This is a genomic window from Plantibacter sp. VKM Ac-2880, assembly GCF_015351235.1.
GTDB lineage: Bacteria > Actinomycetota > Actinomycetes > Actinomycetales > Microbacteriaceae > Plantibacter.
This window is the reverse complement of record NZ_JADKSJ010000001.1, coordinates 1349901-1365000: the sequence shown is the minus strand read 5'-3', so window position 1 is coordinate 1365000 and position 15100 is coordinate 1349901. Positions and strand designations below refer to the sequence as shown.

At 70.5% G+C, this 15100-nt stretch carries 14 protein-coding genes; 4 read left to right on the top strand and 10 right to left on the bottom strand.

Annotated elements, in window-relative coordinates:
* Nucleotides 1–118: 118 nt before the first annotated feature.
* The 6 genes from ITJ57_RS06605 to ITJ57_RS06580 all read right to left on the bottom strand — a co-directional run bounded on the left by ITJ57_RS06605 (nucleotide 119) and on the right by ITJ57_RS06580 (nucleotide 5695).
* On the bottom strand, nucleotides 119–1273 hold the full coding sequence (locus ITJ57_RS06605) for a mannitol-1-phosphate 5-dehydrogenase (protein WP_194669361.1): 1155 nt from the start codon (nucleotides 1271–1273) through the stop codon (nucleotides 119–121).
* A complete protein-coding gene (locus ITJ57_RS06600) occupies nucleotides 1273–1707 on the bottom strand; it encodes a PTS sugar transporter subunit IIA (protein WP_056007920.1) in 435 nt (144 codons plus the stop codon). The genes ITJ57_RS06605 and ITJ57_RS06600 overlap by 1 nt, the downstream gene beginning before the upstream one ends.
* A gap of 117 nt (nucleotides 1708–1824) precedes the next feature.
* Nucleotides 1825–3411, bottom strand: coding sequence for a PTS mannitol transporter subunit IICB (locus ITJ57_RS06595; RefSeq protein WP_194669360.1), 1587 nt, complete (start codon nucleotides 3409–3411; stop codon nucleotides 1825–1827).
* The gene (gene ptsP, locus ITJ57_RS06590; RefSeq protein WP_194670327.1) at nucleotides 3408–5087 is read right to left on the bottom strand and encodes a phosphoenolpyruvate--protein phosphotransferase; all 1680 of its coding nucleotides are present in this window, start codon (nucleotides 5085–5087) and stop codon (nucleotides 3408–3410) included. The genes ITJ57_RS06595 and ptsP overlap by 4 nt, the downstream gene beginning before the upstream one ends.
* 4 nt (nucleotides 5088–5091) lie before the next feature.
* The gene (locus ITJ57_RS06585; protein ID WP_194669359.1) at nucleotides 5092–5367 is read right to left on the bottom strand and encodes an HPr family phosphocarrier protein; all 276 of its coding nucleotides are present in this window, start codon (nucleotides 5365–5367) and stop codon (nucleotides 5092–5094) included.
* 4 nt (nucleotides 5368–5371) lie between these two features.
* Complete coding sequence (locus ITJ57_RS06580; RefSeq protein WP_194669358.1) at nucleotides 5372–5695, bottom strand: PTS sugar transporter subunit IIB; 324 nt, start codon at nucleotides 5693–5695, stop codon at nucleotides 5372–5374.
* Nucleotides 5696–5883: 188 nt separating this feature from the next.
* On the opposite strand from ITJ57_RS06580, the gene ITJ57_RS06575 reads away from it, so the two are divergent.
* On the top strand, nucleotides 5884–7806 hold the full coding sequence (locus ITJ57_RS06575) for a transcription antiterminator (protein WP_370582233.1): 1923 nt from the start codon (nucleotides 5884–5886) through the stop codon (nucleotides 7804–7806).
* Nucleotides 7807–7865: 59 nt separating this feature from the next.
* On the opposite strand, the gene ITJ57_RS06570 is transcribed toward ITJ57_RS06575, so the two are convergent.
* The gene (locus ITJ57_RS06570; protein WP_228506524.1) at nucleotides 7866–8438 is read right to left on the bottom strand and encodes a helix-turn-helix domain-containing protein; all 573 of its coding nucleotides are present in this window, start codon (nucleotides 8436–8438) and stop codon (nucleotides 7866–7868) included.
* Nucleotides 8439–8504: 66 nt separating this feature from the next.
* Between ITJ57_RS06570 and ITJ57_RS06565 the strand changes: the two genes are divergently transcribed.
* Together ITJ57_RS06565 and ITJ57_RS06560 are read left to right on the top strand one after the other, a co-directional pair.
* Nucleotides 8505–9194 (top strand): AzlC family ABC transporter permease, encoded by a 690-nt coding sequence (locus ITJ57_RS06565; protein ID WP_194669357.1) that lies wholly within the window; start codon nucleotides 8505–8507, stop codon nucleotides 9192–9194.
* On the top strand, nucleotides 9191–9514 hold the full coding sequence (locus ITJ57_RS06560) for an AzlD domain-containing protein (RefSeq protein ID WP_194669356.1): 324 nt from the start codon (nucleotides 9191–9193) through the stop codon (nucleotides 9512–9514). The genes ITJ57_RS06565 and ITJ57_RS06560 overlap by 4 nt, the downstream gene beginning before the upstream one ends.
* A gap of 138 nt (nucleotides 9515–9652) precedes the next feature.
* Here the strand turns inward: ITJ57_RS06560 and ITJ57_RS06555 are convergent, their stop codons facing one another.
* Nucleotides 9653–10432, bottom strand: coding sequence for a glucosamine-6-phosphate deaminase (locus ITJ57_RS06555; protein WP_194669355.1), 780 nt, complete (start codon nucleotides 10430–10432; stop codon nucleotides 9653–9655).
* On the bottom strand, nucleotides 10425–11336 hold the full coding sequence (locus ITJ57_RS06550; protein ID WP_194669354.1) for an ROK family protein: 912 nt from the start codon (nucleotides 11334–11336) through the stop codon (nucleotides 10425–10427). The genes ITJ57_RS06555 and ITJ57_RS06550 overlap by 8 nt, the downstream gene beginning before the upstream one ends.
* 254 nt (nucleotides 11337–11590) lie before the next feature.
* Between ITJ57_RS06550 and ITJ57_RS06545 the strand changes: the two genes are divergently transcribed.
* A complete protein-coding gene (locus ITJ57_RS06545; RefSeq protein WP_056778657.1) occupies nucleotides 11591–12004 on the top strand; it encodes a hypothetical protein in 414 nt (137 codons plus the stop codon).
* A 56-nt stretch (nucleotides 12005–12060) separates the two neighbouring features.
* Here ITJ57_RS06545 and ITJ57_RS06540 read toward each other — a convergent pair whose 3' ends face one another.
* Nucleotides 12061–15087 (bottom strand): glycoside hydrolase family 38 C-terminal domain-containing protein, encoded by a 3027-nt coding sequence (locus ITJ57_RS06540; protein WP_194669353.1) that lies wholly within the window; start codon nucleotides 15085–15087, stop codon nucleotides 12061–12063.
* Nucleotides 15088–15100: the final 13 nt, after the last annotated feature.

Sequence of the window (15100 nt, the reverse complement as noted above, 5' to 3'; positions counted from 1 at the left end):
CCGGGCGGCCTTCGGGATCGCCCTTCGACAGGCTCAGGGACCACGACAGGCTCAGGGACCATGACAGGCTCAGGGTCCGGAGATGCCCGGTCCCTGAGCCTGTCGAAGGGTTGTCCAGCTAGGAGAGCGTCGCCTGCCGAGCGGTGACCTGCGCGAGCACCGCCGGAGCGAGCGGGTGCTCGGGCGCGAGCCCCGTGATCTCCTCGACGAACGTCTCCGCCGCCAGGTCGTGCAACTTGGCCTGCAGCTCGACGCTCTGCTCGTCGTCGCTCACGTCGAACTCCAGTGCTGCTCCGATGGCGGCGACGAGGGCGTCGTGGCCCATGCCGCGCTCCGCCAGCTCGGCGGCAGGTCCGATGAACCGTTCCGTCCGGCTCAGCTTGCGCAGCGGCTGGCGACCGACGCGCTCGACGGTGTCGGGCAGGTGCACGTTGGCGAACCGACGCAGGATCGTCTCGCGGTACTCGCGCTGCGCGTCGACGTCGAGGCCGTGCTTCGCCACCAGCAGGGCGGAGGTCTCCTCGAGCACCGCACCGACAGCCGCCGCGATGGACGGTTCGGCGAGCGCCTCGGCGATCGTCCCGATACCGGCGCGAGCACCGAAGTAGGCGACGGAGGCGTGACCGGTGTTCACCGTGAACAGCTTGCGCTCGATGTACGGGGCGAGCTCGTCGACGAAGTGCGCGCCGGGGATCGACGGGAGGGAACCGTTGAAGGCGGGCGTCTCGATGGCCCACTCGTAGAAGGTCTCGACGGTGACGTCGATGCCCTGCCCGGCGGGCTGGCCCGGGACGATGCGGTCGACGGCCGTGTTCGCGAACACGGCGCGGCCCGCCAGCGACTCCCAGGCGGTGTCGCCGACGGCCTGCCGAACCTCTGCGGCGAGCAGGTCGGTCGCGTTGATGGCGTTCTCGCAGGCCATGACGGCCAGCGGTGCCGCGTCGGCCGGACGAGCGGCGATGCCGCGTGCGATGACCGGCGCGACGAACCGGAGGATGGTCGGTCCGACGGCGGTGGTCACCACGTCGGCGGCAGCGATCTCGGCGACGAGCGCCGCCTCGTCGGTCGCGCTGTTGATGGCGCGGAACCCGGTGACGACCGTGTCCTTCGCGCCGTCGCCCACCTCGTGGACCGTGTAGCTGTCGGCCGCAGCGATGGCTCCGATGAGCTCCGCGTTGACGTCCGCGAAGACCACCTCGTAGCCGCCCTCGTGGAGGAGGAGGCCGACGAACCCGCGTCCGATGTTGCCGGCGCCGAAGTGGACGGCCCGCATCACTCGTTGACCTCGCTCAGGAGTGCGTAGAGCTCCTCCGCGGTCTCAGCGGCGAGCAGCTTGGCGACCTCGTCGTCCTCGGAGAAGATGATGGCGATCTTGGAGAGGATCTCCATGTGGCCGCCGTCCTTGCCGGCGATGCCGACGACGAAGCGCACCTCCTCGCCGTCCCAGTCGATGGGGGTCTCGTAGCGGGTGAAGGACAGGGCGGAATCGCGGACCGCCTCCTTCGCGTCGTTCGTGCCGTGCGGGATCGCGAGGAGGTTGCCCATGTAGGTCGACACCGACTGCTCACGCGCGAGCATGGCCTCGAAGTACTCGTCGGTGACCGCTCCCGCCGCCTCGAGGGCGTCGGCCGCGCGTCGGATGGCCTCCTCCTGCGTCACCGTCCCGGTGACGATGGTGATGCGGTCCTGGGTCAGTACCTGCGACATGGCTTCCTCTGCATTCCTCGTGGAGGGCTCCGCCTGAGCGGCAGGGAGCCCGGTGAAGGGTGGTGGGTGTGGCCCGGGGTGCACGCCCTTCGCGCGCACCCCGGGATCGTTCCGTTGCTAGTGTGCTCCCTCTCCGCGGAGCAACTCCACCACCTCGTCGTACTTCGGGGAGTTCATGAAGTTGTCCACCGACATGTGGACGGCGCTCGGCGTCTTCTCCTTCGCGCGGTCCGTGAGCTCCCGCTGCGTGATCACGAGGTCCACGTCGTCGGCGAGGTTCGCGATCGCCTTGTTCGTGACGGTGATCTCGTCGATGCCGGCCTTCTTGATCTTGTTGCGGAGCACCGAGGCACCCATCGCGCTGGAGCCCATACCGGCGTCGCAGGCGAACACGATGTTGCGGATCGGACCACGCTCGAGGGTGGTGACGACGCCCTCGTCGACGACGTCGGCACCGGCTGCGGCGCTCCCGGCCGAGAGGTTGCCGAGCACGCTCGACTTCTTGCCCTTCGCGGCCTCGGTGGCTGCGACGGCGGCCGAGAGGTCACCGGCGTTCTCGTTCTCCAGGTCCCGCTTGCGGCTCGCCCGGAGGATGATCGCGGAGATCGCGAAGGACACGGCTGCCGCGACGATGACCGAGAGGATCACGCCGACGTAGCTGTCGGGGGCCGTCTGGATGAGCACGGCGATGATGCTGCCCGGCGAGGCCGGCGCGCGCAGACCCGTGTTGAAGGCGACGTTCGTCGCCACACCGGCCATACCGCCACCGATCGCCGCGAAGACGAGCATCGGCTTCATGAGCACGTACGGGAAGTAGATCTCGTGGATGCCGCCGAAGAACTGGATGATGACCGCACCGGGGGCCGAGGCCTTCGCCAGGCCGATGCCGAAGAAGCAGAAGGCGAGCAGGATGCCGAGGCCCGGGCCGGGGTTCGACTCGAGGAGGAACAGCACGGACTTGCCGCTGTCCTCGGCCTGCTGGACACCGAGCGGCGTCAGCACACCGTGGTTGATGGCGTTGTTGAGGAAGAGGATCTTGCCGGGCTCGATGAAGATGCTCGCGATCGGGAGGAGCGAGTTGGCGACGAGCCAGTCGACGACACCCTCGAGGAAGTTGCTCAAGGCGGTGACGACCGGGGCGATGCCGTAGAAGCCGCCGATGGCGAGCAACGCACCGAGGATGCCGGCGGAGAAGTTGTTCACGAGCATCTCGAAGCCGGCCTTGATCTTGCCGTCCCACAGGCGGTCCGCCTGCTTCATGAGCCAGGCGGCGAGCGGGCCCATGATCATCGCGCCGATGAACATCGGGATCGCGCTGCCGACGATGACACCCATCGTCGCGATGGTGGCGACGACGCCGCCGCGCTCACCGTAGATCATCCGGCCACCGGTGTTCGCGATGAGCAACGGGAGCAGGTAGGTGATCATCGGGCCGACGAGGCCGACGTACTGCGTGAAGGTGGTGCCGTCGTCCGTCTGCGCGAGCTGGGTGGCCGCACCCTGCCAGCCGATGACGTCGGCGTCGCCGAAGCCGCCGAGCACGCCGTTCGGGAGCCAGCCGGTGGCGATGAAGAACGCGGTGATGAGGCCCCAGGCGATGAAGGCCGCGATGTTCGGCATGACCATGCCGGAGAGGAAGGTGCCGAATCGCTGGACGCCGACTCGTGCACCTCCCGGCTTCTTGGGAGTAGACGTCGTTGTCATGATGATGTTGCCTCTTTCATTTCGGGAGTGGTCGCTGCGGTGGCCGCTGCCCTGGCCTCGGCGGCGCCGTCGGTGGCCAGTGCTGCTGCTGCGATGCGTCGGGCGTCGTCGAGCGTGTACTGCTGGAGGGAGTGCCGGACGTCGGCGAGGGCCGACGGCGACATGGACAGGGTGGTCGCGCCGAGTCCGACGAGGACGACGGCGAGGAGCGGGTCGGCTGCTGCTTCACCACAGATGCCGACGGGCTTGCCGTGATGCCGGCCGGCTTCGCCGACGAGCTGCACGAGGCGGAGGACCGCCGGGTGCCACGGGTCCTGGAACGCACCGACGGAGCCGAGCAGGCGGTCCGCGGCGAGGGTGTACTGCGTGAGGTCGTTCGTCCCGATCGACGCGAACCCGGCGTGCGCGAGGACGCGGTCGGCGAGGAGCGCGCTCGACGGCACCTCCACCATGACGCCCGGCGTCTTGAGGCCGTACTCGGCGGCGATCGCCATGAAGTACTTCGTCTCCTCGACGGTCGACACCATCGGCGCCATGACCCAGAGGTCGGCGTCGGTCGCCGCGTCCGCCTGGGCGAGTGCGGTGAGCTGCTCGCGGAGGATGTCCTCGCTCGCCCGGAGTGCGCGGAGTCCGCGGAGCCCGAGCGCCGGGTTGTCCTCGTGCGCGTCGTTCAGGAACGCCAGCGGCTTGTCGGCGCCTGCGTCGAGCACCCGGACGACGACCTTCTTGCCGGGGAAGGCTCGCAGCAGCTTCTCGTAGTGCGCACGCTGCTGCTCGACGGTCGGCGCGAGCGCCTGGTCGAGGAACAGGAACTCGGTCCGGAAGAGGCCGACGCCCTCGGCTCCGAGCTCTGCTGCCGCGTCGGCGTGTTCGGCCGACCCGAGGTTCGCGAGGAGCGGCACGGCAGTGCCGTCGGCGAGCGCGCCGGGGATGGCCGGGGCGTCGACCAGGGCGAGCCGGTCGGCGATGCGCTGCTCCGTCTCGGCCACCAGTTCGGGCGTGGGGTCGACGGTGACCGCGCCGGTCGCCGCGTCGACGACGAGCGTCGTGCCGTCGGTGAGGTCGGCGGCACCGACGACACCGACGATCGCGACGATCGACTTCTCGCGGGCGAGGATCGCCGTGTGCGAGGTGGGGCCTCCGTCGCTCGTGACGAGTCCGAGCACCAGGTCGAGGTCGAGCAGGGCGGTGTCGGCGGGCGCGAGGTCGCGGGCGACGAGGATGAACGGGTGACCGGGCGAGGGGACGCCGGGTGCCGGGACCCCCATGAGGTCGGCGACGACTCGCTGCGACACGTCGTCGAGGTCGGCGGCGCGTTCGCCGAGGTACCCGCCCATCGCGGCGAGCTGGTCGCGGAACGACGCGAACGCGGCGTAGACGGCCCATTCGGCGGTCTTGCCGTCGGCGAGGCGGGTGGCGATCTCCTCGGCCAACGTCGGGTCCTCGGCCATCATGGCCTGCGCTTCGAGCACGTCGCGTGCGGCACCACCGGCGGCTGCACCGCGGGCTTCGAGCTCGCGCGCGACGGCGGCGAGGGAGGTGTTCGCCCGCTCGGTCTCGGTCGCGAGGTCGAGGGTGCTGGCGACGTCCGCCGGCGCCGGGAGTGGATCGGCCATCCGTGCGATCGGGCCGACGGCGACCCCCTGGCCGATGCCGATGCCCTGGAGCGCGCCCATCGGACTACTGCTCGTCATGGTCGGTCACGAGGAGCTCGGAGAGGGTGTCGAGGGTGCCCTCGGCTGCTGCGCCTTCTCCCTCGACGGACAGGGTCACGTAGTCGCCGTGTTCGACGGCAAGGGCGATGACCCCGAGGATGCTCGCCGCGTTGACGGCCTTGCCGCTGCCCTTGGCGATGGTCACCGGGGCCCCGGCGTCCTTCGCAGCCTGCGTGAACAGCTTCGCGGGCCTCGCGTGCAGGCCGTGCGACGAGCCGATGCGGACGGTTCGAGTTGCCATGGGGTTACCTCCTGGTTGGTGACTGGATCGAGAGGACGAGTTCGAGGGCTCTGGCGCCGCCTTCGACGCCGAAGACGTCGCCGGGGAGGACGGCCACGGCGGTGCCGAGTGGCTCGGCCACAGCGCGGAGCGCGGGCTCGTGATCGGCGAGGTGGGCTCCGACGAGCAGCACGTCGACACCGTCGAGGGTGAGCGTGCCGGAGAGCACCTGGGATTCGGCGCCGGCATCGACCGAGACGTCGAGAGCCTGATCGGCTGCGGCGCGTCGGAGGCGTTGCGCCATGAACGTGCTCGACGCACCCGCGCCGCAAATCACCAGGATCTTCATCGAACCTTCTCCAGAACCGCCGATTGCCTACCGAACCATCATTCCGCCGGGCGGGTCGCCGTTCCACCAGAAGCTCTTCCGGCGGTGCGGAAAGGTCGTCGAACGCGCGGAAGCGCATCGGATGATGGTTGACTCGGTGAAGCGGTTCGCCCGGACCGCGCGAGGACCGTCCGCCGGAGAGGGGCATCGTGGCACGCGAGAAACACGACCGCATGCTCGGCTACCTCGCAGGCCGCGACGGATGGACGACGGCGACCGAGGTCGCCGAGGTCCTCGGTGTCACCCCGCGCAGCGTGCGCAGCTATGTGACGGCGGTCAACACCCGCACCGCACCGCACGACGTCGTCGAGTCGGGCCCGAACGGCTACCGGCTGAACGCGGACGGGTACGCCGTGTACCGCCGGCGAGCGGCGTCGGCGTTCGAGTCCGAGACACCGCGGGACCGGCTGTACGGTCTCGTCCGCCTCCTCATCAGCGCGCCATCCGGCATCGACGTGCACGAGACGGCACAGCGCCTGCACGTCAGCGAGTCGACCGTCGAGGGTGATCTCGGTCGCGTCCGCGCCATGTTGGCCGACACCGCACTCACGCTCGACCGTTCGGGGTCGACCGTCACCATGGCGGGCGGCGAGACCGAGCGTCGCCGACTGCTCAGCCGCATGTTCCGCGACGAGACCGACCGCGGCATCGTCGAGCTCGAAGCGCTCCAGCGGGCCTTTGCGCCGAACGAGTTCAGCCCGTTCAAGGGCGAGCTCCTCGACGCGCTGACCGCCCGCGGGTACTACGTCAACGAGTACGGGATCGCGAACGTCCTCCTGCACATCGCGATCGCGATCGACCGCGTCACGAAGGACCGCCCGGCGGAGCCGACGGACCACGCACCACGGACCCCGGAGGTCGAAGCGGTCGCCGAAGACCTGGCGCGGCTCGTCGACACCCACTTCCACGTCGTGCTCGGTGAAGCCGACCTCGTCTACCTGAGCTACCTGCTGGTCACGCGCGTGGTCACCCCCGGGAGCGGCGCGTCCGCCGAAGTCCTCGTCGACGACTACGTCGACCAGGCCGACCTCGCGGCGGTCCGTCAGGCCGTCGACCGCGCCGGACGCGAGTACCTCGTCGACCTCTCCGACGAGGACTTCATCGTGCGGCTCACCCTGCACGTGCAGAACCTCATCCGTCGGGCGCAGGACCAGTCCTACTCGCGGAACCCGCTCACGCGGTCGATCAAGACCTCGTATCCGATGATCTACGAGCTCGCGGTCTTCATCGCCAGCCAGCTGCAGCGCCACGGCTCCATCGTGATCAACGACGACGAGATCGCGTACATCGCGATGCACGTCGGCGCCCAGCTCGAACAGACGGCTCGCAAGGAGGCGCTGCTCGGCTGCACCATCGTCTCAGCCGGCTACTACGACATGCACGAGGTGCTCCGCCGACGCGTCGAGTCGCAGCTCGGGGACGTCCTCGACGTCCGATCCGTGATCACCCGCACCGACGTCGACTGGTCGGCCATCGACAGCGACCTCGTGCTCACGACCATCGAGCCGCCGGCGCCTGCCGACGGCATCGTCGTCATCCAGCCCTTCCTCACCGCAGCCGACGTGGAACGCGTCCGCGGCGCGGTCAGCCGGGTGCGCCGCTCCTCGCGGTTGTCGGAGATCAGCGACGAACTGCTGCAGTACTTCCACCCGGACCTCTTCCTCCGCAACGCGCACGCGGCCGACGAGGAGGCGATGATCCGACTCCTCGGCGAACGCATGATCGACCGCGGGATCATCGACGAGAGCTACCTCACGGCGGCGATCGAGCGGGAGCGCATGTCGTCGACCGCGTTCACCGACACCCTGGCGGTGCCGCACGCGATGACGATGACGGCCCATTCGACGGCCATCGCGATCGCCGTGAACGAGACCCCGATGGAGTGGGGTGGGGCGCGCGTGAGCGTCGTCGCGCTCGTCGCGTTCAGCGAATCGGGTCGCGCCGCGTTCCAGACCGTCTTCGATCAGTTCGTCGAGGTCTTCTCCGAACGGTCGAGCGTCGCCCGCATCATCCGGCGCTCCGACGACTTCGCGGGCTTCATCGACGAGCTCGTGCACGTCATCGACGCCTGAGCGCCCACGGAGCCGTCCCGCTCACCGAGCCGCCGCGGTCACCGAGCCTGTCGAGGCGCTCAGACGTGTTCGGTCACGACCACGGCGGTCGTGCCCGGCTCGAGCGCCTCGAAGCAGTGCGGCACGTCGCCTGCGTGGGAGAGGTAGTCCCCTGGCCCGAGTTCGACCTCCTCACCGACGGGACCGATCGACGCCCGGCCGGTGCTGATCACCCAGTGCTCGATGACACCGGGCGAGTGCGGCTCGGACAGCCGCGGCGCCCCCGGTTCGACGACGATGCGGTAGATGTCCCGCCGCGCGTTCGGCGGACAGGCCGACAGCACTGTCGCGACGTAGTTCGCTCCGGACGCGGCGAGCGTCGGCCCCTCCCCCGCGCGGATCACCTGGACGGGCCGTCGCACCGGCTCGACGAGGCGCGCGAAGGGGACGTCGAGGGTGACGCTGAGCGACCAGAGGGTCTCGAGGCTGGGATTGCCGAGTCCCGCCTCCAGCTGGGACAGGGTCGACTTCGCGATCCCTGCGCGACGGGCGACCTCGGCGAGGGAGAGACCGGCGCGCTGCCGTTCGCGGGTCAGTGCCGCTGCGACCGCGGCGTGCGGTGCTCCGTCGTCCGGTTGCTCCATCTGGATCATGCGTTCACTCCAATAGGCCGTGCGTTCGATTTGACGAACGATGGACGGACGTTCAATATAGTGTACGTGCGTTCGATATGGAGTCTGCTCGGTCGGAGGACCACCCGTGCCATCGTGCTCGTGTGCGTGGCCGACGGACTCGTCGGCATCTCCTACGGCGCGGTCGCCGTCCACTCCGGCCTGCAGCCCTGGGTGGTGCTGGCACTCGCCCTGCTCGTCCTCGCCGGCGCCTCGGAGATCCTGTTCGTCGGCGTCGTGGCGGCCGGAGGCAGTCCGCTGACGGCCGCCCTGGCCGGCCTGCTCGTCAACGCACGACACCTCCCCTTCGGTCTCGCGATCCACGAGGTCGTCGGGACGGGCTGGCGCCGGATCCTCGGGACACACCTGCTGAACGACGAGTCCGTCGTCTTCGCCCTCGACCAGGACACGCTCGACCGCAAGCGCGCCGCCTTCTGGGCCTGCGGTCTCGGCATCCTGCTCTGCTGGCCCGCCGGGGCGGCGCTCGGGGCGTTCGCCGGTTCGGTCATCGAGGACACGGACGCGTTCGGGCTCGACGCGATGTTCCCGGCGGTCCTCCTGGCGCTCATCTTCCCCGCACTCCGCGAGCGCCGCACGAGGCGAGCCGCACTCGTCGGAGCCGTCGTCGCCGTCGCGGCGACCCCGTTCCTCCCGGCGGGCGTCCCCGTCCTGCTGTCCCTGGTCGGCCTGCTCCTCGGGTTCGGCCGCCGACGACAGACGAAGCAGGTCGCCTCGTGAACGAGTCCCTCATCGTCCTGGCCGGGGTCGTCATCCTCGCCGCGGGGACCTACGCGTTCCGTCTGGCCGGACCACTCCTCCGCACCCGCGCCGAGGTCTCGGAACGCGTCGAGACCCTCCTCGCCGATGCCGCAATCGTCCTCCTCGCCGCCGTGCTGGCGACCACCGCACTCACGCAGGACCAGCAGTTCGCCGGCATCGCGAGACTCTCGGGCGTGCTCGTCGCCGGCGTCCTCGCGTGGCGGGAGGCGCCGTTCGTCGTGATCGTGTTGGCCGCGGCCGTCAGCACCGCGCTCCTGCGCCTGGCCGGCGTCGCCTGATCCGGCCCCGGACCCACGCTCCGGTCCCTCAGCCGCCGACCGGTCCCTGAGCTGCCGACCGGTCCCTGAGCTGCCGGCCGGTCCCTCAGCCGCCCAACGGTCCCTGAGCCTGTCGAAGGGCCGCCTCGGGTACCGCGGTCAGATCCCCTGCCAGGCCGGCTTGTTCGCGTAGGCGTAGCGGTAGTAGTCCGCGTGCTGGAGCTCGGACGCCGCCGCCTCGTCGACGACGACGGTGGCGCGCGGGTGCAACTGCACGGCGGAACCGGGCAGGCTCGCGGACAGCGGCCCCTCGAGCGCGGCGGCGATGGCGGCCGCCTTCCCCGCGCCGAACGCCAGGAGCACGAGATGCCTCGCGCGCAGGATGGTGCCGAGCCCCTGCGTGATGCAGTGCATCGGGACGTCGTCGATCGAGTCGAAGAACCGCGCGTTGTCGCGACGGGTCTGCTCGGTGAGCGTCTTCACCCGGGTCAGGGAGGCGAACGACGAGCCGGGCTCGTTGAACCCGATGTGGCCGTCGGTGCCGATGCCGAGGATCTGCAGGTCGACGCCACCGGCGGCTTCGATCGCCGCTTCGTAGTCGACGCCGGCATGCTGGATGGTCTCCGTCGCACCGTTCGGCACGTGGATGCGCTCCGGCACGAGTCCGAGCGGCTCCACGACCTCGCGGGTGATGACGGCGCGGTACGACTCGGGGTGCCCGGCCGGCAGCCCGACGTACTCGTCGAGGGCGAAGCCGCGCACCTGCGACAGATCGAGTCCGCGCGTCCGCTCGGCGAGCGCCGCGTAGACGGGTACCGGCGTGGATCCCGTCGCCAGCCCGAGGACGGCGTCGGGCCGCCCCGAGATCAGCGCGACGACCGCCGCCGCGACGAGGTCCCCTGCGGCTGCTGCATCCTTCACGATCACGACTTCAGCCATGCGATGACGCTCCTCTTCCCACGAGTGCCGCGCCGACCGCCGCGACGGGTGACCCCGTCGGCACGAAGCGCACTCGCTGTTCCAGGTGGAGTGATTCGACGAACCGGGACCCGACGGCGGATTCGGCCAGGGCCTCTCGGATGACGGCAAGCAGGCGCCCGCCGAGAGCGGTGAGTCCCCCACCGAGGACGATGTCGTCGGCGTCGACGGTGAGGGTCAGGATGCGGACGGCCGCCGCGGCGCCGTGGCCGAGACGCGCCCGGAGGGCGATGGCGCGCGGGTCTCCGGCGTCGGCGCGGTCGAACATCTCGAGCACGGGGAGCGCGGCGCTCCCACCCCACGCGGTGGCGACGGCGCCGCCGGCGGCCATCGTCTCGATGCAGCCGCGCTGGCCGCATCCGCAGCGATCACCGAGGGGGTCGACCGACAGGTGCCCCACTTCGCCGGCGACGCCACTCGACCCCTGCCACAGGCGACCGTCGGTGATGATCCCGGCTGCGACACCTGTTCCGAGGTTCAGGTAGGCCATGGTGCCTGAGCCGTCGAGCAGCTGCCAGGCGCCGAGCGCGGCCGCCTTGACGTCGTTCTCCACCGCGACCGGCACGGCGAGGTGCCGATGGAGGATCGCGCCGAGCTCGAGCTCCTCGACGTCGAGGTTGACGGCATGGGCGACGACACCGGTGCCGGGCACCACCAGACCGGGGATGCCGACGCCGATCGAGGTGAAGGTGTCGATCGGGCGGTCGACCGCGAGGGCGAGTGCGCGGACCGCCTCGAGAGCCGTCTCCACCACGGCCTGCGCGCCCCGCCCGGTCGGGCGTCGGAGACGGTGCAGCAGCGCGCCGTCGTCGGTGACGACGACGGCGTCGGTCTTCGTACCGCCGATGTCGAGTCCCACCCTCACGCGGGTCGTCCGCAGAGATCGTCGTGACTCGTGTGCATGGCGTGATTCCTTCGATCCCGGGTGCAAGCTGCTCCCACCGGTTTGTTTGCCAAGCTTACAAATATTCGCGGCGCAAGTCCATGCCGCAGCCCGCTGGCCGATGCGATGCCGCCCGATCCCCGACAGGTGTCGGCCTCCAGCGGTACCCTGGAGACCGACTCGCAGCGCGCGGGCGGCCCGGTGACGGGTACCGAACACGGGGGACCCACACCACCATGAAGAAGAACGCAGCAGCATTCCTCGGCGCGATCGCCGTCGCAGGCCTGCTCCTCACCGGCTGCGCCGGTGGCGCCCAGAGCAAGGCCGACGCCTGCAAGGTGATCGAATCCGAGGTGACCGACTCCGCAGCCAAGCTCCAGTCCGGCCTCAGCTCGCTCTCCTCCGACCCCGAGGGCGCCGTGACGCAGCTCGACGACTTCGCCGACACCTTCGAAGCGGCCGCCGGCAAGGTCACGAACAAGGAGGTCAAGGACTCGGCGGACGCCTCCGTCGACGCCCTCCAGGCCTTCATCGAACAGGCGAGGACCGCCGTCAGCGACCCGGCGACCGCCGACCAGGCCGCCCTGACCGACTCCCTCTCGAAGCTCCAGTCCGAGTTCACGGACCTCGGTACGACCTGCAGCCTCTGAGTCCTCGGCGTCACGGAACGGGCCCCGGATCACCTGATCCGGGGCCCGTTCCGGGCTCAGTGCGCCCGGGCGACCCGCAGCGTGAGGATCTCGAACGGGCGCAGGCGCAGCTGCACGGAACCGTCCGGGGCGAGTCGAGGCTGTTCGCCGTGCTCACGCTCGAGGAGGTCCGTCCGTCGGACCGACCGGACCGGGAACCCGAACGACACCCGACCGGTCGAGCGGCCGCCGGTGGCCTCGTAGAGTCGGACGACCAGATCGCCTGAGCGGTCCTCCGCGAGCTTGACGGCCTCGACGACGATGCCGGGTCGGTCGACGACGACGATCGGATCCACCGCCGCGCCCTGGACCGGCCGGAGCGGCAGGTTGATCCGGTACCCCTCGGCCGCGGCGTCGAGGATCCCGGTACCGACCGTGAGGGTCGACCGCAGGACGTGCTCCCCCTGGTCCGCCGTCGGGTCCGGGAACCGGGGCGCCCGCAGCAACGACTGCCGGACGAGCGTCGTCGTGCCGCCACCCTCGCGCGTCGTGCGGGTGACGTCGTGTCCGTAGGTGGAGTCGTTCGCCACCGCCAGGCCGTACCCGGGCTCCCCGACGTGCACCCACCGGTGCGCCGCCGTCTCGAAGCGGGCAGCATCCCAGGAGGTGTTCACCGCCGTCGGACGGTCGACGTGGCCGAACTGGATCTCGGAGCTCGCGACGTCGGCCCGGACGTCCAGCGGGAAGGCGAGTTTCAGCAGCTTCTGGCGTTCGTGCCAGTCGACGGCCGTCAGGATGTCGACGGTAGGACGCCCCGCATCGAGCGCGATCGTCTGGGTGACCGAGGAGGACCCGAAGCTCCGTCGGACGAGGACCGCGACGCGACCAGGCGTCTCGAGCGCGACCTCGACGGCGTCGGCCCGGTCCAGCACGGTCCAGTGCGTCCTATCCGCGAGGTCCACGTCCCAGGCGTCCCACTGGTTCGGGGTGTCGCGGAAGAGCTGCAGCTCCGCGGCAGCGGCACCGGGCGCGACGACCTCCCGGTCCGCCGCGAGGTCGAGGACCGAGGTGACGCGCCCGTCCGGGTCGACCGTGACGCGGACGAGGCCGTTGTCGAGCACGAAGCCACCGTCGGCGCGCGCGGACAGGACGGCTCGGCCGGTCGTGGTCGTGGCCGCGACACCGAGCGCCGGTACGCCGTCGACGACGAACGGTGACGCGTTCGCGAACCCCACCGGTCCGCCATCGCCCGGCGCGGTGAGCGCACGGAGTGACTCGTCGACGAGCGCGGCCAGACGCTCGGCCACGGCGCGATAGTTCGCCTCCGCGACCTGGTGGACCCAGGCGATCGACGAACCCGGCAGGATGTCGTGGAACTGCTGGAGGAGGACCGTGTGCCACGCCTCGTCGAGGGTGTCGTAGGGGTACTCGACACCGGTCCTGATCGCCGCCGTCGCCGCCCAGAGCTCCGCCTCGCGGAGCAGGTGCTCGCTCCGGCGGTTGCCCCGTTTCGTCCTGGCCTGCGAGGTGTAGGTCCCCCGGTGGAACTCCAGGTAGAGCTCCCCCGACCACACCGGCGGCGAGGGGTAGTCGGCCCGGGCCGCTGCGAAGAACGCACTCGGCGTGCCGATCTCGACCGTGGGCGACCCTTCGAGTGACCTGGTCCTCACGGCGGCAGCGAGCATCTCGCGCGTCGGTCCTCCACCACCGTCGCCGTGACCGAACGGGAGCAGCGAGACGTTCGACTCGCCCTTCTCCTGGAACTGCCGCTGCGCCCGGTGGAGGTCGCTCGCCGCGAGCGCCGAGTTGTACGTGTCCGCCGGCGGGAAGTGGGTGAAGACCCGGGTGCCATCGATCCCCTCCCAAAGAAAGGTGTGATGCGGGAAGCGGTTCGTCTCGTTCCAGGAGACCTTCTGCGTCAGGAAGTGCGTGGCGCCGGCTGCGGCGACGATCTGCGGCATCGCCGCGGAGTACCCGAAGGAGTCCGGCAGCCACACCTCCGTCAGGTCCAGCCCGAACTCCTCCAGGAAGAACCCCTTCCCGGCTACGAACTGGCGGGCCATCGCCTCCCCTCCCGGGAGGTTGGTGTCCGACTCCACCCACATGCCGCCCACGGGGACGAAGCGTCCCTCCGCGACCCGCGACCGGATGCGCTCGAAGAGCTCCGGGTAGTGGTCGCGCATCCAGGCGAACTGCTGGGCGGAGGAGCAGGCGAACACGAAGTCCGGATCGTGGTCCATGAGGTCCAGGACGTTCGAGAAGGTGCGCGCGCACTTCCGGATCGTCTCGCGCACGGGCCACAACCAGGCCGAGTCGATGTGGGCGTGACCGACGGCGATGATGCGGTGCGCGCTCGCGGAGGCGGGAGCGGCGAGCAGCGGCGCGAGCACGTCGCGGCCGAGCTGCGCGGTCCCGGCGACGTCGTCGGGGTCGACCTCCTGCACGGCCCTGCCGAGACCACGCAGGAGCTCGGCCCGCCGAGGCAGCTCCGGACCCAGTTCGCGTCGGAGGCCGTCGAGCGTCCAGAAATCCTGCAGCAGCTCCCAGACCGTGACGTCGAGCTGGACGACGTCCACACGGTTGAGGCGGTAGATCGGCTCCGTGCCGGCGGTCGCGGGATCGCCGAGCGGAGTGGGCGCGAAGTCCCACACTCCGGCGACGTCCGGGTTCGAGGCCGCCTCCACCCAGACGTCGACGACGCCGCCCGCACCGACGTGCACCGGGACGTGCGTGTTCAGGGGTTCGAGCGCCTTCACGATCCGTCCGCTCGGGTCGTACACGAGACCCTCCGCCTGGAATCCGGGTTGAGCGACGGAGAACCCGAGGTCGATCAGGAGCTCGATGCGCGTCCCCGGCTCGTCCCACCCGGTGGGCACCGTCCCCGTGACGTGGAACCAGGTGGTCCCCCACGGTCTCCCCCAGGCGTCGCCGACGGCGAACGGCCGGTGGTCCTCGGCGACGGCGGTCTCGAACGGGACGGGTTCACCCGGGACCTCCCAGGCCGTCACGCCGAGTGGCTCCGACCTCCGGAGGAGCGCCGGGGTGAGCCGCTCCCGCATGAAGCGGGCGATCCGGGCTTCGATGAGCGCGTCGTCATGGTGCATGGTGGAGCCCTTC

What these genes read in the sequence shown, in the direction of transcription:
- ITJ57_RS06605 (WP_194669361.1), bottom strand. Translation starts at nt 1,273, where the DNA reads ATGCGGGCCGTCCACTTCGGCGCCGGCAACATCGGACGCGGGTTCGTC.
- ITJ57_RS06600 (WP_056007920.1), bottom strand. Translation starts at nt 1,707, where the DNA reads ATGTCGCAGGTACTGACCCAGGACCGCATCACCATCGTCACCGGGACG.
- ITJ57_RS06595 (WP_194669360.1), bottom strand. Translation starts at nt 3,411, where the DNA reads ATGACAACGACGTCTACTCCCAAGAAGCCGGGAGGTGCACGAGTCGGC.
- ptsP (WP_194670327.1), bottom strand. Translation starts at nt 5,087, where the DNA reads ATGGGCGCGCTCCAGGGCATCGGCATCGGCCAGGGGGTCGCCGTCGGC.
- ITJ57_RS06585 (WP_194669359.1), bottom strand. Translation starts at nt 5,367, where the DNA reads ATGGCAACTCGAACCGTCCGCATCGGCTCGTCGCACGGCCTGCACGCG.
- ITJ57_RS06580 (WP_194669358.1), bottom strand. Translation starts at nt 5,695, where the DNA reads ATGAAGATCCTGGTGATTTGCGGCGCGGGTGCGTCGAGCACGTTCATG.
- ITJ57_RS06570 (WP_228506524.1), bottom strand. Translation starts at nt 8,438, where the DNA reads ATGATCCAGATGGAGCAACCGGACGACGGAGCACCGCACGCCGCGGTC.
- ITJ57_RS06555 (WP_194669355.1), bottom strand. Translation starts at nt 10,432, where the DNA reads ATGGCTGAAGTCGTGATCGTGAAGGATGCAGCAGCCGCAGGGGACCTC.
- ITJ57_RS06545 (WP_056778657.1), top strand. Translation starts at nt 11,591, where the DNA reads ATGAAGAAGAACGCAGCAGCATTCCTCGGCGCGATCGCCGTCGCAGGC.
- ITJ57_RS06540 (WP_194669353.1), bottom strand. Translation starts at nt 15,087, where the DNA reads ATGCACCATGACGACGCGCTCATCGAAGCCCGGATCGCCCGCTTCATG.